This window comes from Serratia sp. GW822-FHT06D09, from assembly GCF_058799515.1.
Map to the genome: position 1 here is coordinate 13374 of NZ_JBXALO010000013.1, position 20668 is coordinate 34041.

Annotated in this window: 16 protein-coding genes; 7 read left to right on the forward strand and 9 right to left on the reverse strand. The window is 56.0% G+C overall.

Annotated features, from left to right (window positions below; all coding sequences use genetic code 11):
• Positions 1 to 3: 3 nt before the first annotated feature.
• Positions 4 to 1053: a nitrogen regulation protein NR(II) gene (gene glnL / locus AC1RKG_RS22330; RefSeq protein WP_020837668.1), complete on the reverse strand. Its 1050-nt coding sequence runs from the start codon at positions 1051 to 1053 to the stop codon at positions 4 to 6.
• Positions 1054 to 1362: 309 nt separating this feature from the next.
• The gene (gene glnA / locus AC1RKG_RS22335; protein WP_020837667.1) at positions 1363 to 2772 is read right to left on the reverse strand and encodes a glutamate--ammonia ligase; all 1410 of its coding nucleotides are present in this window, start codon (positions 2770 to 2772) and stop codon (positions 1363 to 1365) included.
• Between the two features lie 370 nt (positions 2773 to 3142).
• On the opposite strand from glnA, the gene typA reads away from it, so the two are divergent.
• From typA to fabY, 5 genes are all read left to right on the forward strand, one after another.
• Positions 3143 to 4966, forward strand: a complete 1824-nt coding sequence (gene typA, locus AC1RKG_RS22340) for a ribosome-dependent GTPase TypA (RefSeq protein ID WP_020837665.1) — start codon at positions 3143 to 3145, stop codon at positions 4964 to 4966.
• A 163-nt stretch (positions 4967 to 5129) separates the two neighbouring features.
• Positions 5130 to 5720, forward strand: a complete 591-nt coding sequence (gene yihX / locus AC1RKG_RS22345; RefSeq protein ID WP_020837663.1) for a glucose-1-phosphatase — start codon at positions 5130 to 5132, stop codon at positions 5718 to 5720.
• Between the two features lie 49 nt (positions 5721 to 5769).
• Positions 5770 to 6660, forward strand: a complete 891-nt coding sequence (locus AC1RKG_RS22350; RefSeq protein ID WP_493183733.1) for a virulence factor BrkB family protein — start codon at positions 5770 to 5772, stop codon at positions 6658 to 6660.
• Positions 6657 to 7094 carry a D-aminoacyl-tRNA deacylase gene (gene dtd, locus AC1RKG_RS22355; RefSeq protein ID WP_020837661.1) on the forward strand — a complete coding sequence of 146 codons (438 nt, stop codon included), beginning with the start codon at positions 6657 to 6659 and terminating at the stop codon, positions 7092 to 7094. The genes AC1RKG_RS22350 and dtd overlap by 4 nt, the downstream gene beginning before the upstream one ends.
• 23 nt (positions 7095 to 7117) lie before the next feature.
• A complete protein-coding gene (fabY, locus tag AC1RKG_RS22360; RefSeq protein ID WP_020837659.1) occupies positions 7118 to 8065 on the forward strand; it encodes a fatty acid biosynthesis protein FabY in 948 nt (315 codons plus the stop codon).
• A 39-nt stretch (positions 8066 to 8104) separates the two neighbouring features.
• Here fabY and AC1RKG_RS22365 read toward each other — a convergent pair whose 3' ends face one another.
• A complete protein-coding gene (locus AC1RKG_RS22365) occupies positions 8105 to 9766 on the reverse strand; it encodes an AsmA family protein (RefSeq protein WP_201895889.1) in 1662 nt (553 codons plus the stop codon).
• 132 nt (positions 9767 to 9898) lie between these two features.
• On the reverse strand, positions 9899 to 11299 hold the full coding sequence (locus AC1RKG_RS22370; protein ID WP_493183734.1) for a nucleobase:cation symporter-2 family protein: 1401 nt from the start codon (positions 11297 to 11299) through the stop codon (positions 9899 to 9901).
• Between the two features lie 242 nt (positions 11300 to 11541).
• On the opposite strand from AC1RKG_RS22370, the gene gltS reads away from it, so the two are divergent.
• Positions 11542 to 12753, forward strand: coding sequence for a sodium/glutamate symporter (gene gltS, locus AC1RKG_RS22375; RefSeq protein ID WP_020837656.1), 1212 nt, complete (start codon positions 11542 to 11544; stop codon positions 12751 to 12753).
• Between the two features lie 58 nt (positions 12754 to 12811).
• On the opposite strand, the gene recG is transcribed toward gltS, so the two are convergent.
• From recG to gmk, 5 genes are read right to left on the reverse strand one after another with little or no spacing between them, the layout of a single operon-like run.
• On the reverse strand, positions 12812 to 14893 hold the full coding sequence (recG, locus tag AC1RKG_RS22380) for an ATP-dependent DNA helicase RecG (RefSeq protein WP_493183735.1): 2082 nt from the start codon (positions 14891 to 14893) through the stop codon (positions 12812 to 12814).
• A complete protein-coding gene (gene trmH / locus AC1RKG_RS22385) occupies positions 14890 to 15585 on the reverse strand; it encodes a tRNA (guanosine(18)-2'-O)-methyltransferase TrmH (protein WP_493183736.1) in 696 nt (231 codons plus the stop codon). The genes recG and trmH overlap by 4 nt, the downstream gene beginning before the upstream one ends.
• Positions 15586 to 15590: 5 nt before the next feature.
• The gene (gene spoT, locus AC1RKG_RS22390) at positions 15591 to 17702 is read right to left on the reverse strand and encodes a bifunctional GTP diphosphokinase/guanosine-3',5'-bis pyrophosphate 3'-pyrophosphohydrolase (RefSeq protein WP_020837653.1); all 2112 of its coding nucleotides are present in this window, start codon (positions 17700 to 17702) and stop codon (positions 15591 to 15593) included.
• Positions 17703 to 17724: 22 nt separating this feature from the next.
• Positions 17725 to 18000 carry a DNA-directed RNA polymerase subunit omega gene (rpoZ, locus tag AC1RKG_RS22395; protein WP_004953385.1) on the reverse strand — a complete coding sequence of 92 codons (276 nt, stop codon included), beginning with the start codon at positions 17998 to 18000 and terminating at the stop codon, positions 17725 to 17727.
• Between the two features lie 54 nt (positions 18001 to 18054).
• Entirely contained in the window at positions 18055 to 18678 is a 624-nt protein-coding gene (gene gmk, locus AC1RKG_RS22400; RefSeq protein WP_041415115.1) for a guanylate kinase, read from the reverse strand.
• A gap of 274 nt (positions 18679 to 18952) precedes the next feature.
• Between gmk and ligB the strand changes: the two genes are divergently transcribed.
• Positions 18953 to 20656 carry an NAD-dependent DNA ligase LigB gene (ligB, locus tag AC1RKG_RS22405; protein WP_493183737.1) on the forward strand — a complete coding sequence of 568 codons (1704 nt, stop codon included), beginning with the start codon at positions 18953 to 18955 and terminating at the stop codon, positions 20654 to 20656.
• The last annotated feature ends 12 nt before the right edge of the window (positions 20657 to 20668 follow it).

Consider the following 20668-nt stretch of genomic DNA (forward strand, 5'->3'; position numbering starts at 1 on the left):
ACCTCACTGGCGAATAGGCAGGTAAACCGAGAATTCGGTATGTCCTGGCCAACTGTTAAATTCAATTTTTCCGCAATGCTGATCGATAAGATTACGGGCGATGGATAACCCCAGACCGGTCCCGCCTTCGCGGCCGCTGACCATCGGGTAAAATAGCGTGTCCTGCAACTGCGCCGGCACACCGGGGCCGTCATCTTCTACGTCGATACGTGCCGCTAACCGGTAGCGGGTGCCGTGCAGGGTGATCTGGAAAGCGGTACGAGTGCGCAGCGTGATGGTGCCGCCCGTTTCTCCCAGCGCCTGCAGCGCATTGCGGGTGATGTTCAGCAATACCTGTTCGATTTGATCCGGGTCGTGCGCCATTTCAGGCAGGCTCGGGTCGTAGTCCCGCACCAGCGTCACGTTATCCGGCTTCTCAAGCGACACCAGTTGGCACACACGCTCTGCCACCTGATGAATGCTTTGGGTTATGTGTTGGCCCGGTCGCTGCGGGCCGAGCAGGCGATCGACCAGGTTGCGCAGGCGATCGGCCTGCTCAATGATCACCTTGGTGTATTCGGTCAGCGACGGATCGGGTAGCGCCTTGGCCAGCAATTGAGCCGCACCGCGCAACCCGCCAAGCGGGTTTTTAATTTCATGCGCCAGGCCACGGACCAGATCGCGGGCTGCCACCTGCTGGGCGTGCTGAAGTTGTTCCTGGCTCAAACGGCGTTGGTTATCCATTGGCGCCAGCTCGATCAGGATATAGCCATCAGGCAACGCCTGAGCGGTCAGGGAGAGGATATGCGCACGCCCGTCAACCACCAGGGTCACTTCGTTATCGGTAAAGCCCTGACCGGCATGCAGGCTCTCACGCATCAGATCGACGTTCAGTGAGAAATAACCGAGCAAATCGGGTAACGGTGTACCGAAAAGTTTACGAGAACTTTGTGCCAGCAGTTGTTGTGCTGCCGGATTGGCGTAATGAACCGCCAGCGAGTCATCCAACAGCAGGATACTGTTGATGAGAGAATTGAGGATCTGCCCTGCGTCGGGCAGCTTGCCAGTTGCCATATATGCCCTTTATCTTTCAAGACGCAGCGTTGTTGGCTGCTCTTACTCACACCAGTCACTTGGCAGACCAAGCTCCTGTCGGTTCGCTCGGTTGCCGCCTAGCTGCACCGTGAAATCTCTTGGGCATAGCAGACGACTGCACCTTTTTAGTGCATTTATCCTACTCCATCCGTTATGCACGCGGTATGGAATAGTTTTGCAGAAAATACGGTGGAGAAAAAAACCCATCCGAAGATGGGCTGAAAGTTTCCACGGCAACAAAAAAAGACAACTAAATCTGGGCGCCGCCCGCAGACGGCGCGGTAAAACTTAAACGCTGTAGTACAGTTCGAATTCAACCGGGTGTGGCGTCATGCGAACGCGGTCCATCTCTTCTTTGCGCAGATCGATGTAAGCATCGATAGCGTCGTCAGTGAATACGCCGCCACGGGTCAGGAACTCGCGGTCTTCGCTCAGTGCTGCCAGCGCTTCATCCAGAGAGCCTGCAACTTTTGGAATTTCAGCTTCTTCTTCCGGTGGCAGGTCATACAGGTTTTTGTCCATGGCGTCGCCAGGGTGGATTTTGTTAATCACACCGTCCAGGCCTGCCATCAGCAGGGCCGCGAAGCACAGGTACGGGTTAGCTGCTGGATCCGGGAAACGGGCTTCGATACGGCGCGCTTTCGGGCTGGCAACCACTGGGATACGGATGGAAGCGGAACGGTTACGGGCAGAATAAGCCAGCATGACCGGAGCTTCGTAGCCTGGGACCAGACGCTTGTAAGAGTTGGTGGTCGGGTTGGCCAGGGCGTTGATCGCTTTAGCGTGCTTGATGATACCGCCGATGTAGAACAGGGCAGTCTCAGACAGGCCGCCGTATTTGTCGCCGGCGAACAGGTTAGTCCCATTCTTGGACAGCGACATGTGGCAGTGCATGCCGGAACCGTTATCACCGAACATTGGCTTCGGCATGAAGGTCGCGGTTTTGCCAAATGCGTGAGCCACGTTGTGAACCACGTATTTGTAGATTTGGATTTCGTCGGCTTTCTTGGTCATGGTGTTGAAGCGGGTTGCCACTTCGTTCTGACCTGCGGTTGCCACTTCGTGGTGGTGCGCTTCAACGACCAGGCCCATTTCTTCCATGGTCAGACACATGGTAGAACGGATGTCCTGTGAAGAATCGACCGGAGGAACCGGGAAGTAACCGCCTTTGACTGCCGGACGGTGGCCTTTGTTGCCGCCATCGTATTGGGTGCCGGAGTTCCATGCGCCTTCGATATCGTCGATGGCCACGTGGGAACCGCGGATGCTGCTGCCGAAACGAATGTCGTCAAACAGGAAGAATTCTGGCTCTGGTCCGAACAGAACGGTGTCTGCGATGCCGGAAGAGCGCAGGAAATCTTCTGCACGCTTGGAGATTGAGCGCGGGTCACGATCGTAGCCCTGCATGGTGCCTGGCTCGAGGATGTCGCAGCGAATGATCAGGGTAGATTCTTCGAAGAACGGATCCAGTACCGCAGTGCTGGCGTCTGGCATCAGCACCATGTCAGATTCGTTGATGCCCTTCCAACCGCCGATCGAGGAACCGTCAAACATTTTACCTTCTTCGAAGAAGTCGGCATTTACCTGATGAGCAGGGATGGTGACGTGTTGTTCTTTACCCTTGGTGTCAGTGAAACGCAGGTCTACGAATTTCACTTCATGCTCATTCAGCATCGTCAAAACGTGTTCAGCGGACATACTTAACTCTCCCGGATTTATCATTGTCGTCGTCGTGGAACGAATCTGTGAAACTGGCTTTTTTTGCCTTGAAAAGACTAAAGCGAAAACTGTGCCAACTTTGCTAAAGCGCTTTAATCGCCTTTCTGCGTGGGTTTTGCACAGAATCAGTATGCACCATCAGTGACGTTTTGCACTTAAATGGTGCAATCGGTGCGGGGTGGGGCACTGTAATGGTGCAAAAGTGCACCGGATGCTGCTTTTTGCACCGTGAAAGGGATCACATACTGACCTGTACACAGTTGTTTATAAGAGACTGTTGTGATCTTGTTTAGTCCCTCGCTTAATACGTGTACAATAGCGCGCTATTTCTAATGCCTGAGGCAAAGCTGTGATCGAAAATTTGCGTAACATCGCCATTATTGCCCACGTTGACCATGGTAAGACCACCCTGGTTGATAAGCTGCTGCAACAATCCGGTACTTTCGGAGAGCGTGTAGAAGCCACCGAACGCGTAATGGACTCCAACGATTTGGAGAAAGAGCGTGGGATTACCATCCTCGCAAAAAACACCGCCATTAATTGGAAAGACTACCGCATCAACATCGTGGATACCCCAGGACACGCCGACTTCGGCGGTGAGGTTGAGCGTGTGATGTCAATGGTTGACTCGGTGCTGCTGGTTGTGGATGCAATGGATGGCCCAATGCCGCAAACCCGCTTCGTGACCAAAAAAGCCTTCGCTAATGGTCTGAAGCCGATCGTGGTAATCAACAAGGTTGACCGTCCGGGCGCACGTCCTGATTGGGTTGTTGATCAGGTCTTCGACCTGTTCGTTAACCTCGACGCGACCGACGAGCAGCTCGACTTCCCAATCATCTATGCTTCTGCATTGATGGGGATCGCCGGTACTGACCACAACGAGATGGCGGAAGACATGACCCCGCTGTATCAAGCGATCGTAGACCACGTGTCTGCACCGCAGGTTGAGCTCGAAGCGCCATTCCAGATGCAAATCTCCCAGTTGGACTACAACAACTACCTGGGCGTGATCGGTATCGGCCGTATCAAGCGCGGTAAAGTGAAGCCAAACCAGCAGGTCACCATCATCGATAGCGAAGGTAAAACTCGCAACGGTAAAGTGGGCAAAGTGCTGGGCCACATGGGTCTGGAGCGTATCGAGTCTACCCTGGCTGAAGCGGGCGACATCATCGCTATCACCGGTCTGGGCGAGCTGAACATTTCCGACACCATCTGTGACACCTCTGCAGTGGAAGCACTGCCGGCGCTGTCTGTAGATGAGCCGACCGTAACCATGTTCTTCAACGTCAACACCTCACCTTTCTGCGGTAAAGAAGGTAAGTTTGTGACTTCGCGTCAAATCCTTGAGCGTCTGAACAAGGAACTGGTGCACAACGTGGCACTGCGCGTTGAAGAAACTGAAGATGCTGATGCATTCCGCGTATCTGGCCGTGGTGAACTTCACCTGTCGGTTCTGATCGAAAACATGCGTCGTGAAGGTTTCGAACTGGCGGTATCCCGTCCGAAAGTAATCTTCCGTGAAATCGATGGTCGTAAACAAGAGCCGTTCGAAAACGTGACCTTGGACATCGAAGAACAGCACCAGGGTTCAGTCATGCAAGCCATGGGTGAGCGTAAAGCTGACCTGAAAAACATGGATCCAGACGGTAAAGGCCGTGTGCGTCTCGACTACGTGATCCCAAGCCGCGGCTTGATTGGCTTCCGTAACGAGTTCATGACCATGACTTCCGGTACCGGTCTGCTGTACTCCACCTTCAGCCACTACGACGACGTGCGTCCGGGTGAAGTTGGCCAGCGCCAGAACGGCGTGCTGATCTCTAACGGCCAGGGTAAAGCGGTAGCGTTCGCCCTGTTCGGTCTGCAAGATCGCGGCAAGCTGTTCCTGGGGCACGGTGCGGAAGTGTATGAAGGCCAGATCATCGGTATTCACTCACGTTCCAACGACCTGACCGTGAACTGCCTGACCGGTAAGAAGCTGACCAACATGCGTGCTTCCGGTACTGACGAAGCCACTACCCTGGTTCCGGCTATCAAAATGACTCTGGAGCAAGCTCTGGAATTCATCGATGATGACGAACTGGTAGAAGTCACGCCAACCTCGATCCGTATCCGTAAGCGTCACCTGACGGAAAACGATCGTAAGCGTGCAAGCCGCGGTCCTAAAGAAGCTTAATCGCCGATTTAGTCTGCAACACTTAGGGCGCGCCAGCGCCCTGAGTTTTTTCCTCTGTCTTTTCTCATTTCTGCCGCGTGCTATACGCTTTTCCATCCGCTCTCTATTCAGCCTCTGCTTTTCCCGCTACAGTAAAATCTCACCGGCCCATCAGGAGAGGACTATGCTGTATATCTTTGATTTAGGTAATGTGATCGTCGATATCGATTTCAAACGTGTACTGGGTGTATGGAGCAGTTTGAGCGGTACGCCATTGGCGGTCTTGTCCGAACGTTTTGCTATGGGCGAATTGTTTCAGCAGCACGAGCGCGGTGAAATCAGCGATGAAGACTTTGCCGAAGGGCTGAGTGCCGAAATGGGGATTGCCCTCAGTTTCGAGCAGTTCGCTACCGGCTGGCAGGCGGTGTTTGTCGCCCTGCGTCCAGAAGTGATCGACATCATGAAGCGCCTGCGCAGCGAAGGTCACCGGGTGGTGGTGTTATCGAACACCAACCGCTTGCACTGCAATTACTGGCCGCAGCACTACCCGCAGGTGGCCGAAGCCGCCGATCATCTCTATTTGTCGCAGGATCTTGGCATGCGTAAGCCGGACGCCAACATTTATCTGCACGTACTGGATGCAGAAAATACTTCGCCGGACGACGCGGTGTTCTTTGACGATCACCCGGATAACGTCGCTGCCGCCCAGGCACTTGGCATCAAAACGGTTCACGTGACCGACCGCGACGTAGTACCGGCTTATTTTGCCCAATGACCGCAAAGGGTTAAGCTTAAGGCGTACAAACTGACATCAAGGAGTGGCCATGTCGTTTTTCCGCCGCAAGAAGCTGCCCGCTTCGATCAAACCCAGCGTCACCTTTTTACGACTGCTGATTAAACGCGTCGACAGCGATGGCCTGACCATGTTGGCGGGCCACCTGGCCTACGTCTCACTGCTGTCACTGGTACCTCTTGTGACCGTGGTGTTTGCGCTGTTTGCCGCGTTCCCGATGTTCTCCGACATCAGCGTTCAACTGAAAAGCTTTATCTTTTCCAACTTCATGCCGGCCGCCGGCAACGTGATCCAAAGTTATCTGGAGCAGTTTGTCGCCAACTCCAACAAGATGACCGCCGTCGGGACCTGCGGCCTGATAGTCACTGCGCTGTTGCTGATCTCGTCGGTGGACAGCGTGCTCAACACCATCTGGCGCAGCAAGAATCAGCGTCCTATCGTGTTTTCTTTCGCCGTGTACTGGATGGTGCTGACCCTGGGGCCGCTGTTGGTGGGGGCCAGTATGGCGATCAGTTCCTATCTGCTGTCGCTTAACTGGCTGGCGCAGACCGGCGTCAACAGCCTGGTGGATCAGGTGCTGCGTATTTTCCCGCTGATCCTGTCGTGGATATCGTTCTGGCTGCTGTATTGCATCGTGCCGACGGTTAGGGTGCCACCAAAGGATGCGTTGATTGGCGCGCTGGTGGCCGGTTTGCTGTTTGAGCTGGGCAAGAAGGGGTTTGCGCTGTATATCACCATGTTCCCGTCTTATCAGCTGATTTACGGCGTGTTGGCGGTGATCCCCATTTTATTCCTTTGGGTCTACTGGAGCTGGTGTATCGTGTTACTCGGTGCGGAAATCACGGTTACCATTGGGGAATACCGCGACTACCGACAGCAAAAGGCACAACAACAGGAACAGTCATCAGAAGGGCAGTTATGATTGCGTTAATTCAACGGGTATTAAATGCCAGCGTCACGGTGGAAGGCCAGACGGTAGGCAACATAGGCCCCGGTTTGTTAGTGTTATTGGGCGTGGAGCAGGACGATAACGAACAGAAGGCCGAGCGCCTGTGTGAGCGCGTATTGGGCTACCGCATCTTTGGCGATGAGAACGACAAAATGAATCTCAACGTCCAACAGGCAGGGGGCAGTTTGCTGGTGGTCTCGCAATTCACGCTGGTGGCCGATACGCAAAAGGGGATGCGTCCGAGTTTCTCCCGTGGCGCGGTACCGCAAGAGGCCGATCGGTTATACCAATATTTTGTTGGCCAATGCCGCGAACGCGGTATCGAAACCCAAACCGGTGAGTTTGCGGCCGACATGAAAGTCGCGCTGGTGAACGACGGGCCGGTGACGTTTTGGCTTCAAGTCTAAGAATTCTGAGAGAGAAGGCGTCTATGTATCACCTACGAGTACCGGTAACAGAGCAAGAACTGAAAGAGTATTACCAGTTCCGCTGGGAAATGCTGCGCAAGCCGTTGCACCAGCCGGTGGGGTCGGAAAAGGATGCCTACGACGCCATGGCACATCACCAGATGGTGGTGGACGAGAGCGGAAAAATTGTCGCCATTGGGCGGCTGTACATCAATGCCGATAACGAAGCCGCGATTCGTTTTCTGGCGGTAGACCCGACGGTGCAGGACAAAGGCCTGGGGACGCTGGTAGCCATGACGCTGGAATCCGTGGCGCGCCAGGAGGGCGTGAAGCGCGTAGTCTGTAGCGCCCGTGAAGACGCGGTAGATTTCTTTGCCAAGCTGGGTTTCATTAATCAGGGTGAGATCACCGCGCCGCAAACCACGCCGATTCGCCATTTCCTGATGATCAAACCGGTGGCGACGCTGGACGACATCCTGCATCGGCCCGACTGGTGCGGTCAGCTGCAGCAGGCCTGGTACGATCACATTCCGCTCAGCGAGAAGATGGGGGTGCGCATCAGCCAATACACCGGCCAGCGCTTTGTCACCACCATGCCGGAAATTGGCAACCAGAACCCGCACCACACGTTGTTTGCCGGCAGCCTGTTCTCTCTGGCCACCTTGACCGCCTGGGGCCTGATCTGGCTATTGCTGCGTGAGCGCCATCTCGGTGGCACCATCATTTTGGCCGATGCCCATATTCGTTACAGCAAACCCATCACAGGCCGACCGCGTGCAGTGGCGGATCTCAGCTCGTTGAGCGGCGATCTGGCTCGTTTGGCCCGTGGCCGCCGCGCTCGCGTGCAGGCGGAAGTCCATCTGTTCGGTGACGATGACAAAGGTGCGGTATTTGAAGGCACTTATATGGTGTTGCCGGCCGAGCCGGAAGTGCCCCTGGATCAGGGCGGCTGTGAGGCGATAGACAGTTAATACCCAGGCCCTCTCTATGCGGAGAGGGCCTATCCAGAATTAAGGCAGTTGCTGGTTGACCGTTTGGCCATCGGCGGCAGTGGCCTGCAACCTGCCCTGCAATGAAGCCTTAAATGGCCCATCGCTGTTCAACAAACCTTTCAACTGTAATTGCAGATTACCGTCGCCTTCCAGCGGTACTGCTTGCCATCCCCATTGTTGTAGCGTATTCAGCGGTACCGAACGCCCATTCAACGACAGCGTAAAAGGCTTGCCCGGCAGTTGCTCGACGGTGGCTTTTGCATCCAACAACCCCTGCGGCATAAAGGCGCTGAGCTCGGTGACGTTGATCTGCCCGTCATTGGCGTTCAGCGCCAGCGATGGTCGGCGCACGTCAATTTTGTTGAAGGTAGCTTCACTGCCGTTCAAATTCAGCGTGCCGGACCAGATGCCCCACTGGTGGTCGCGCGCCAGCAGCAGGTTGCTGCCATAACCGTCCAGTGCGGTGATCTGGAAAGGGAAGGCCGGGTTGATATCGATGATCAGGTTACGGTTGGTGGTCAGTTTATTGACATACACCTCCGCCAGCCAGTTCGGCAGCGGTTGTAACCACAATGCGCGCCAGTCTATAGGCAACGTATATTCCAACGCAGCGACCGCGACCTCATCCAGCTGCAGGCGGTTGTTGGCACGCAGCCAGTTGCCCGAGGTGCGCAATAACCCACCTTCCCAGCGGGTGGTGAACTGCTGAATGGCGATGCCGGCCGGCGAGAGTCGCATATTCATGATCGGATCAATCAGATGGAAACTGCCATTGATCAGGTCGCTGGCGTTAAAGTTCAGCGAACCGTCCTGGCTGCTCCAGCCGCCCTGTTGGAAGGTGACATTTTGCAGTGACAGGTCGAGATCGTTAAATGCCCACTCCTTGCCTTCCAGCCGTGCATCTATCAGATCAAAACGTTTGAGCGTGACGGGGGGCAGAGCGGTAAAACGTTGCCAGAACTGTTCCAGTGTCAGGGGAGTTTGCATGCGCACGCCGCTGAGCCTCAGTCGCTCTACCTGCCAACTGCCGTCGGCGGCGCGAGTGGCTACGCCGGTCAAATCCCCCTGCGCCAGGTCGGCGCCGAAATTGCTGAGCAGCAGCTGATTTTGTTTCAGCTCGCCCTGAACCAGGACCTGAGAGGCCGGGATGCCATTGAGCGTCATCGAGCCAGCGCTGAACTGGAACTGATTGTTATCACCCAGCGGATGGCCGGCTTTGGGTTGCCATGGCGTGATGCCGGCGTTGACCTGCTGCGCGTTGAGCTGCCAGGTTTCATCGTTGGATTGCAGCGCCATATTGCTCAGTTGCAGCACGTCGGCCTGTATTGGCATTGCTGCGTCCTGCTGCTGCAGATTCAGCGTGCCGTCACGCAGCGTGACGCTATGGAAATGACGAGGTTCGGTAATTTGGCGCAGGCTGAGACCGAGGTCCAGACGTTTGGCCACCAGTGATTGAGGCTGATTTTTTTTGGCCAACTGAACGTCTTCCAGGCTGATTTGGCCCGGCTGGTTCCATGAGTGCGAGATTGCCGCCACCGACAGGCGGTAGTCGCTGTTATCGCTGACCCAGCGGCTGACCCAGCCCGCGGCCCAACGGGTTTGCCCTATGACGTACAACAGTGCAACGGCCAGCACGACCAGCAGCAGCAACGTCAGCAACAGTTTTCCGATAAATTTCATCGTCTACATCCGCGTCGGTCAAAAAAGATACCCTGTTTATGCCGCAATTGGCCGGGCATCTCAAGTGCAATGGTCTGATAGGCAATAAAAAACGGCCGCAAGCGGCCGTTTGTCACAAGGCAGTTCGATGGATTATTGTTTCTCGTGTTCCTGCGGGAACAGCAGGTTCAGCACGATGGCAGTGATGCCGCCGGCAGCAATGCCTGAGGAGAGTAATGTTTTCAGCCAGTCCGGTGCGAACTGCAAGATCAACGGTTGCTGGGAAACGCCCATCCCCACGGCCAACGACAGCGCCATGATCATGATTGCACGGCGGTTCAGACGCTCTCGCGACACGATGCGCACACCGGATGCGGCGATGGTGCCGAACATCACCAGGGTGGCGCCGCCCAATACCGGCTCAGGAATGTGTTGTACGAAGCCGGCCACCGCCGGGAACAGCCCCAGCGCGATCAGCATCAGTGCCACCACGAAGCCGACGTAGCGGCTGGCGACGCCGGTCAGTTGGATCACGCCATTGTTTTGACCGAAGCAGGAGTTAGGGAAGGTATTAAACACCGCCGACAGCATGGAGTTCAGGCCGTTGGCCAGTACGCCGCCCTTAAGGCGCTTCATATACAGTGGGCCACTGACAGGTTGTTCCGACACGTCAGAGGTCGCGGTGATATCGCCGATAGTTTCCAACGAGGTGACCATAAATATCAACATCAGCGGCAGCAGCAGATTCCAGTCAAAACCCAGACCGTAATACAGCGGGGTCGGGATGATGATCGCCGCCGTCTCGGGGGTGGGCTGGCTTTCTGGCAGCATGCCCATGGCCCAGGCCAGCAGATAACCCACCGCCATGGCAATCACCAGTGAGGCGACGCGCAGGTAGGGATTGCGCTGACGGTTAAGCAGGATAATGACCAGTAATACCGCGCCGGCCAGCAGCAGATTTTTGGGGGCGCCGAAGGTACCTCCATTCATCGCAGCATAGCCGCCGCCGATGGAAGTCAAACCGACCTGAATCAGAGACAAACCGATAATCATCACCACAATGCCGGAGACCAGCGGGGTGATGATGCGCCGTGCCAAGTGCAACACGCGTGACAGCAGGATCTCGGTGCAGGAGGCGACCATCAGCGTACCAAACAGCGCAGCCATCATGGTGGGAACGTCCGTGCCGCCATTTTTCAGCGCCAGCCCGCCCATGATCAGCGGCGAAACAAAGTTAAAGCTGGTGCCCTGAATAGACAGCAAGCCCGAGCCGACGGGTCCCCAGGTTTTGATTTGTAAAATAGAGGCCAGGCCGGAGGCGAACAGCGACATGCTGATAATGTGCTGAGTGTCCTGCGCCGGCAGACCCAGTGCCTGACAAATCAACAGGGCCGGTGTGATCACGGCAACGAACATCGCCAGCAGGTGCTGACCGGCGGCGAACAGCGTTTGCGGCAGCGGTGGGCGATCTTCCAGGCGATAAATCAGTTCACTGTTGCGGGGAGTGGCGGATGCTTTTTGCGCAGCATCGAACTCGGCGGATGGCTGGGTCATGGTGTGGCATTTCCAGAAACGGCAAAGCAGGCATTTTAATGATTTGGCCCATAAAAGCAAACGGTTGCGCGTTAATGCTTTGTTAGCAGTATCGTCACTTATGTCGCATTTTCGTTCATTTTTTCTTGTGTTATCAGCGTTTTTTACTTCTAATCCTGCACTCATCAAGTTTTAAAAACTAAGCGGTTTTCTCTAACTTATTATTTATTAATTGGATCTTTTCCCTTACATGGAGTAACTGGATGTTTCATCTTGATACTTATGGCACGTTAGTCGCAGCAACATTGGTTCTGCTCCTTGGGGGCAAATGCGTCACCAGCATCCCCCTGTTGAGGAAATACACCATTCCCGCTCCTGTCGCCGGTGGTTTACTGGTGGCACTCCTGTTGTTAGCCCTGAAAAAGTTCGTTAACTGGGAAATCAGCTTCGATATGTCGCTGAAAGACCCGTTAATGTTGGCCTTCTTCGCCACCATCGGTTTGAACGCCAACCTGTCGCGGTTGCGCGCGGGTGGCAAGGCATTAATGGTATTCCTGTTTGTGGTGCTGGGCCTGCTGCTGGTGCAGAACGCTATCGGCATCGGCATGGCGAAAATGCTGGGTCTGGACCCGTTGATGGGCCTGATCGCCGGCTCGATTACCCTGTCCGGCGGTCACGGTACCGGGGCGGCCTGGAGCAAGCTGTTTATCGAACGCTACGGCTTTGAAAACGCCACGGAAGTGGCGATGGCCTGTGCCACCTTCGGTCTGGTTCTGGGTGGCCTGATCGGCGGTCCGGTGGCGCGTTACCTGGTGAAGCACTCTTCCACCCCGGAAGGCTCGCCGGATGACAGCGTCCAGCCAAGCGGTTTTGAAAAACCGGAGAGCGGCCGTTTGATCACCTCGCTGATCATGATTGAAACCATCGCGATGATCGCCATCTGCCTGAGCCTGGGGCAGTTTATCTCCGGCTTGCTGAGCGGTACGGTATTTGAATTACCCAACTTTGTTTGCGTGCTGTTCGTTGGGGTGATCCTCAGCAACACCCTGGCCTTCACCGGGTTCTATACCGTGTTTGAGCGTGCGGTGTCGGTGCTGGGCAACGTTAGCCTGTCGCTGTTCCTGGCGATGGCGTTGATGAGCCTGCGTTTGTGGGAGCTGGCTTCTCTGGCGCTGCCAATGCTGGCGATCCTGGCCGTACAGACGCTGGTGATGGCACTGTACGCAATTTTCGTTACCTACCGGGTGATGGGTAAAAATTACGATGCAGCGGTGTTGGCTGCGGGCCACTGCGGTTTCGGCATGGGGGCCACGCCTACGGCGATCGCCAACATGCAGGCGATTACCGATCGCTTCGGTCCATCGCACCTGGCGTTTCTGGTGGTGCCTATGGTCGGGGCGTTCTTTATCGATATCGCCAACGCGATTGTGATTAAGCTGTATCTGCTGTTGCCGGTGTTTCCGGCGATTGGCTGATTAAGCGGTCGTAATAACGAAAAAGGCGCCTATCTGGCGCCTTTTCTCTGCCTGAAAATCAGGCGTTGGAGTAACGTGCTTTCTCCGGTAGCCAGCGTTCAATCAGGGCTCTGGCATGCTCCGGGTACTGCTGGTGTATATGGCGGGCGACGCGTTGTACTTCCGGGATCATCGCCTGATCGCGCAGCAAATCCGCCACTTTGAACTCCGCACTGCCGGTTTGGCGGGTGCCCAACAGTTCACCGGGACCGCGGATCTCCAGATCGCGCTGGGCAATAACGAAACCGTCATTACTGTCGCGCAGCACCTGCAGGCGCTTTTGCGCCGTTTTGCTCAACGGGGTTTTGTACAACAACACGCAGTGAGACGCTACGGCGCCACGACCCACGCGCCCCCGCAACTGATGCAGCTGAGCCAGCCCCAGTCGCTCGGGGTTTTCGATGATCATCAGGCTGGCGTTGGGCACGTCGACCCCCACCTCGATCACCGTCGTCGCCACCAACAACTGCAGCTCACCCTGTTTAAAGGCCTGCATTACCGCCTGTTTCTCTTGTGCTTTCATGCGACCGTGCACCAGCGCCACTTTCAGCTCTGGCAGCGCGGTTTTCAATTCTTCCCAGGTGGCTTCGGCTGCCTGGGCTTCCAGCAGTTCGGATTCTTCGATCAGCGTACAAACCCAGTACGCCTGGCGGCCTTCTTCCATGCAGGCGTTTTTCACCCGCTGAATAATATCGGTGCGCCGGGTGTCTGGAATGGCAACGGTAGTGACGGGCGTTCTGCCCGGTGGCAGTTCGTCGATCACCGAGGTGTCGAGATCGGCATAGGCGGTCATTGCCAGCGTGCGTGGGATTGGCGTTGCGGTCATGATCAACTGATGGGCATGGAAGCCTTGTTCTTCGCCTTTCTCCCACAGTGCCAGCCGCTGGTGTACGCCAAAACGGTGCTGTTCATCGATGATCACCAGCGCCAGACCGGAAAATTGCACCTGTTCCTGGAAGATGGCGTGGGTACCGACCACCATGGAGACCTGCCCGCTGGCAATTGCCTCTTGCTGTGCGATACGCGCCTTGCCTTTTTGCTTGCCAGCCAGCCAGCCAACCTCTAACCCCAGCGGTTCAAACCACTGACGGAAGTTATTGGCGTGCTGTTCGGCCAGCAGTTCCGTTGGGGCCATTAACGCCACCTGCTTGCCGTGAGCGATAGCGCGCAGCGCTGCCAGCGCGGCCACCAGCGTTTTGCCGGAGCCAACGTCGCCTTGCACCAGGCGCATCATCGGGAAGCCTTTTTGCATATCGGCTTCGATATCGGCCACTACGCGATCTTGCGCGCCGGTGGGGGCAAAGGGCAACTGGGCGAGGAATTGCTTTTTAAGCCGGTCGTCGGGCATTAACGGCAGGGCCTGATAGCTCTGCGCACCGGCTCGTACCGCCAGCATGCTGAGGTTATGCGCCAACAGCTCTTCCAGGATCAGGCGTTTTTGCGCCGGATGCTTGCCCTGTTCCAAATCCGCCAATTGGATATCCGGCGGCGGGCGGTGCAGTGTATGCAGCGCCTGTGGCAGGCTCATCAGACCGCCGCTCAGTTCCGGCGGCAGCAGTTCGGCAATAGCGCAGGTATCCAGCAACTCCAGCGCCTGATCGGTCAGCTTGCGCAGCGTGGCCTGGCGTATGCCTTCGGTGGTGGGATAAACCGGTGTCAATGACTCTTGCAGCTCAACTTCGCTGCTTTCCCCTTGAATGCGATATTCAGGGTGAATAATTTCGGCGCCGTGGTTACCGCGTTTGACTTCACCGTAGGCGGTCACGCGACGGCCGGTGGCCAGGCTGTTTTTCATCGCAGCGTTGAAATTGAAGAAACGCAGGGTGAGCAGGCCGGTACCGTCGCTGATCTGGCAGGTTAGCATGCGCCTGCGTCCAAAACTGATGTCGGTACGCAGCACTTCACCTTCCACCGTGGCAAAAATGCCAGGCTGCAGATCGTTTATCGGGTAGAGGCGGGTGCGGTCTTCATAGCGCAGCGGCAGGTGCAGCAGCAGATCTTGAATGGTTTCCAGACCAATCTTGGCCAGTTTGCCCGCCTGGCTGGCGCCAACCCCGGAAAGCGTAGTGAGTGGGACAGCATCCAGCAGACGGCCTTTCATTTGCGTACCGTCGCCTGCATGGTCGCCCACCATTCGGCATCGGCGACCACCTGGCCCTGTTGATCGATATGAGGACGCGGCAGCTTTTTACGCTTGGCCACGTTGGCCAGCACCGGGTAGCCGCCTTCAAACAGCAGACGTTGTTGCTCTTCTGCGTCGAGCATACTGTGCTCACGGCGATACAGGCCGGCATTTTGCCGCTGGCGTTGCGCTTCGTACAGGATCAAGGCTGAGGCAACCGACACGTTGAGTGACTGCACCATACCGATCATCGGAATAATGATGTCCTGATCGGCAAGCGCCAGCGCTTCTTCGGTAATGCCGGTTTTTTCCTGGCCCAGCAGGACGCAGGTAGGGCGAGTGTAATCCACTTCGCGAAAGTCTACCGCCCGGGCGGAAAGGTTAGTCGCCAGGATCTGCATGCCCTGGCCTTTCAGATGAGTTACGGCGTCGCCGATAGTGCGATGGGTTTGAACATTGACCCAGCTGTTGCTGCCGGCGGCGGAGGAAACCAGGGTTCGCATGCGTGTAGTTGGCCACACGGCATGCACCTGATGCACGCCGACAGCGTCGGCGGTGCGGATAATGGCGGAGACGTTATGCGGTTTGTGAACCTGTTCCAGGCAGACGGTTAAATCCGGCTGCCGGGTGGCCAGCATTTCACAAATCCGCGCATAGCGTTCAGGGCTCATAAGCGCTAATTTCGGTTACGGTTAACTTTAATGACATCCGGCATGATACGGATTTTACGCATAATATTTGCCAGATGGATGCGATCGCGGGTGGTCAAGCGGATAAAGGCGCTATAAACCCGGCCGTCTTTCTCTTCGGTATTCAGGCTTTGAATATTGGACTCAGCCGCATTGATGGCTGCCGTCAGGTTGGCCAGCGCCCCCTGATGGTTAAACATGTCCACTTTGATCTCGGCAATGAATTCCTGCTCGATGTCTTTATCCCACTCTACCGCCATGAACTTTTCAGGCTCTTTCTGGTAGCCGCGGATATTGCGACAGGATTCATGGTGGATCACCAGGCCTTTACCTGGGCTGACGTGGGCGATAATCGGGTCACCCGGAATAGGTCGGCAGCATTTGGCAAAGGTGATCAGCACGCCGTCTGCACCCTTGATCGCCAGATTACGAACGCCGGAAGAGGTGCCCAGATTGGACTGATCGCCCTGCAGGTTTTTCGCGACCACGACGCTCATGGCATTGCCCAGGCCGATTTCAGCCAGCAGATCGTCCAGCGTCGCCAGCTTCATGCGATCCAACTCGTGTTGGATATTTTCCGGCGGGATCTCGGCCAGTTTGCGACTGCCGCCCAACGCATGGTTTAACAAACGGCGGCCGAGGCCAACCGAATCATCGCGCTTGAGGTTTTTCAACATCTGGCGAATTTTAGCGCGCGCTTTGGAACTGACGACAAAGTTCAGCCAGGCGGCGTTTGGTCGTGCGCCCGGAGCGGTGATGATTTCGACCGTCTGGCCGCTGGTCAGTGACTGCGACAGCGGGTATGGCTGACGATCAACCCGTGCGCCAACGCAAGCGTGGCCGATATCGGTATGCACCGCGTAGGCGAAATCGACCGGGGTGGCGCCCGCAGGCAATTCAACGATGCGGCCTTCCGGGGTGAAAACGTAAATCTCATCCGGGAACAGATCGGATTTGACGCTCTCAATAAATTCAAACGAGCTACCGGCGCTCTGTTGCAGCTCCAGCAGGCTCTGCATCCAGCGCTGTGCTCGGATTTGCGCGGTGGTGCCGGTTTCACCCTGTTCTTTTTCTTTATAAGCCCAGTGCGCGGCGACCCCCATTTCGGCCATCTGATCCATATCTTCGGTACGGATCTGCACCTCTACCGGAACGCCATGCGGGCCGATAAGTGAAGTGTGCAGCGATTGATAGCCGTTGGCCTTGGGAATAGCGATATAGTCTTTGACCCTGCCAGGGCGCGGTTTATACAGGCTGTGAGCCTGACCCAGCACGCGGTAGCAGGTATCCACCTCTTTCACGATCACCCGGAACGCATAGATATCCATAATCGAATGGAAGCGCTGTTCTTTCAGGTGCATCTTGAGGTAAATGGAATACAGATGTTTTTCTCGCCCGCTGACGCGGCAGGGGATGCCGGCTTCGGTCAATCGCCCCTCGATTTCGGCGAGAATCTTCTGGATCATCTCTTTACGATTACCGCGTGCGGCTTTCACCACTTCTTTGATTACGCGATAACGGTTCGGATACAACGCCTCGAAACCCAGCTCTTCCAGCTCGGTTTTCAGGTGGTGAATACCCAGACGATGGGCCAGTGGGCTGTAGATTTCCAGGGTTTCACGCGCAATACGCCGCCGTTTGTCGGGGCGCAGCGAACCTAAGGTACGCATGTTGTGCGTGCGGTCGGCCAGCTTGATCAACACGACGCGGATATCCTGCACCATCGCCATGATCATCTTGCGGAAGTTTTCCGCCTGGGCTTCTTTTTTGTCCTGGAATTTCAGTTTGTCGAGCTTGGATACGCCCTCAACCAATTCGGCGACGCTTTTGCCGAACAGCTGTTCCATATCCTGATAGGTGGCTGGGGTGTCTTCGATGACGTCGTGCAGCAGGGCTGCCATCAGCGTCTCATGATCGAGACGCATTTCCGCCAGAATACAGGCCACAGCAACCGGGTGAGTAATGTAGGGCTCACCGCTGGAGCGTGTCTGTCCCTCGTGAGCATCACGTGCAACGAGGTATGCCTGTTTGAGGCGCTTAATCTGCTCCTCAGGCAGGTAACGTTGAATCAGCAGATTCAGGCTTTCAAACAGGTACAAGGCAGGCTCGCAGTCTAATTAATTAACGACGACCTTCAGCAATCGCGGTAACCGCTTGAATTTCTGCGGCTTCCTGCTCTTGCTGCTCCTGACGATCGCGAACATCGAGGATCTGGCTGGTGATCAGGCCTTCTTCGATTTCGCGCAGCGCGATAACGGTGTACTTGTCGTTTTCTTCCGGAACAAGTGCATCTTTACCGCCAGTCTGGATTTGACGTGCCCGACGAGCAGCGACCAACACCAGGTCAAAACGGTTACCAATTTTCTCTACAGCGTCTTGAACAGTTACGCGTGCCATATTTGTGCTACTCCACAGGTGACGAAAAGACTGGGCATAATACTGAAACTGTCTTCAGTCTGCCAATAGTTTGCTGATTAAAGCGTCATGCCGCAGTAATTGGCGGCCTAAACGCAGGCGTTCGGCGCGAATAATGGTTTTCAGATCGGACAGGGCCAGATCGAAATCATCGTTCACGATTAAATAGTCATACTCCGCGTAGTGCGTCATTTCCGCCACGGCTTGCGCCATGCGTTTGGCGATCACTTCATCAGAGTCTTGTCCGCGTCCACGAAGGCGGCGACCAAGTTCTTCCTTCGACGGCGGCAAAATAAAGATGCTGCGCGCCTGGGGCATTTTGGCACGAATTTGTTGCGCGCCCTGCCAGTCGATATCCAGGAAAACGTCTACCCCGGTCGACAGCACCTGCTCAATGGCAGCGCGTGAGGTACCGTAATAGTTGCCGAACACTTCGGCGTGCTCAAGAAACGCATCCTGCTCAATCATTCGGCAGAATTCTTCTTTTGAGACGAAGAAATAATGATCGCCATGCTGTTCACCCGGGCGGCTGTCGCGCGTGGTGTGCGAAACCGAAACCTGCGTGTCGTACAGCGGTTGCGTCTTTAACAAAGCCTGAATCAGACTTGATTTCCCTGCGCCACTAGGGGCAGAGACAATATAAAGCGTGCCTTGAGCCATGATGATATTCGTTGATATGCCAATAACAGCGGATGTGTATTTTCTCCGCACAGTATACACGGCTAACGTGCCGGATGCAGCGTTAGCTCGCATTTTGCCCGCCGCTTTATGCTGAAAAAACCTCAAACAGGGTGGTTTGCGCAGCGTATCGCCAAATTTTGACGGTTTTCTGCAATGCGAGCGGGCTTTCTCGAGCCGCTGCGCAGAACGCCACATGGGCCATTGTCGTGCTTTCCTCTTCCGGTTTTACTGCCGGTTATCAGGGAGGTGAAAGATGCGCAAAAGTGTCATGAGAATAGGGATGATGCTGCTGTTCGGTTTGCTGTGCAGTGAGACTGTTCGGGCGCAAGCCTGTCCGGCGTGGCGCCCGGTGCGGATGCAACTGGAGATAACCGCCTTAAAAAACCAGCTTGAACGCTGGGACGTAGCTTATTACCAGCAGGGCAGCAGTTTAATTGAAGATGAAGTCTACGACAGCCTGCGCGAAAAGCTGCGGTTATGGCAGCGTTGCGCCGGGGCAGCGCCGGAGGAGGGGGCTGGCCCGCTTTTACCCGAAGGCAAGGTGCCGCACCCGGTGGCGCATACCGGATTGCGGAAATTGCCGGATCTTGCCGCCGTCGACCAATGGTTAAAGGGGCGCAGTGATCTCTGGGTTCAACCCAAAGTGGACGGTGTCGCCATCACGCTGGTTTATCACGACGGAAAACTGACGTCGGCGATCAGCCGAGGGAACGGGCTGAAAGGCGAGAACTGGCTGGAAAAAGTGCGGACTATTCCTGCGGTGCCGGTCAGTATTAAGGGGGCCCCGCCAACGTTGATTCTGCAGGGCGAGCTGTTTCTGATGGTGAACGGTCATCAACAAAAGGTCAGCGGCGGCATCAACGCCCGTGCCAAGGTCGCCGGCGCGCTGATGAAAAATAAGCCTTCGCCGCTACTCCAGCAGATCGGGCTGTTTGTCTGGGCCTGGCCGAACGGTCCGCAGGAGATGGCGCAGCGTTTACGCCAGCTTGCTGAAATGGGTTTTCCTCTTGCCCTGACTTTTTCGCAGCCGGTGAACTCCTCGGCGGAGGTGCAACAATGGCGAGAGCATTGGCATAAAACCGCTCTGCCTTTCGTCACCGATGGTGTGGTGATCCATCAGGCACACTCACCCCAGGGGCTCTACTGGCAAGCCAGGCCCGGTGATTGGGCCGTTGCCTGGAAATATCCGCCCGTGCAGCAAGTGGCGAGGGTCAATGGTATTGATTTCAATATTGGTCGCACCGGAAAAATCGCCGTGGTACTGCGGCTTGAACCCGTCAGGATGGACGATAAATGGGTGACAAGAGTTAACCTCGGCTCGCTACCACGTTGGCGAAAATGGGCGGTTGTGCCCGGAGATCAGGTAACCATCAGCCTGATGGGACACGGCATTCCACATCTCAATAATGTGGTCTGGCGTGGAACGGACCGGTCGCTGCCCAGTGCGCCGTCTGCTGAACGTTACCACGCGTTGAGTTGTTTCAGTTGGCAACCGGATTGCCGTCAGCAGTTTCTTGCCCGACTGGTGTGGTTGAGCGGCCCGCAGGGGTTAAGTTTGCGCGGCGTCAGTGAATCCACCTGGCAGACGCTGATCGATCAGGGGTTAGTGCGGAATTTGCTGGATTGGCTGTTGCTGACGCCGGAACAACTGATGGCCGCGCCCGGGATCGGCGGTAAGCGAGGGCAAAGCATTCACCGGCAATTTCAGCAGGCGCGACAACAACCGTTCGCGCGTTGGCTGCTCGCTTTAGGTATACCGCTCTCCCCGCAGCAAACGATGGCGCTGACAAACTGGTATCAGGTCCAGCAAATGTCCCCCGTGGCGTGGCGGCAAATCGTCGGTATTGGTGCAAAAAGGGCACAACAGATTGCCGATTTTCTCCAGCACCAGCCAGTCTTGGCGCTGGTCAGCACCCTGGGCTCACAAGGGATTGTGGGTTTTGCCGGCGCGCCTTGATGTGATGTTCCT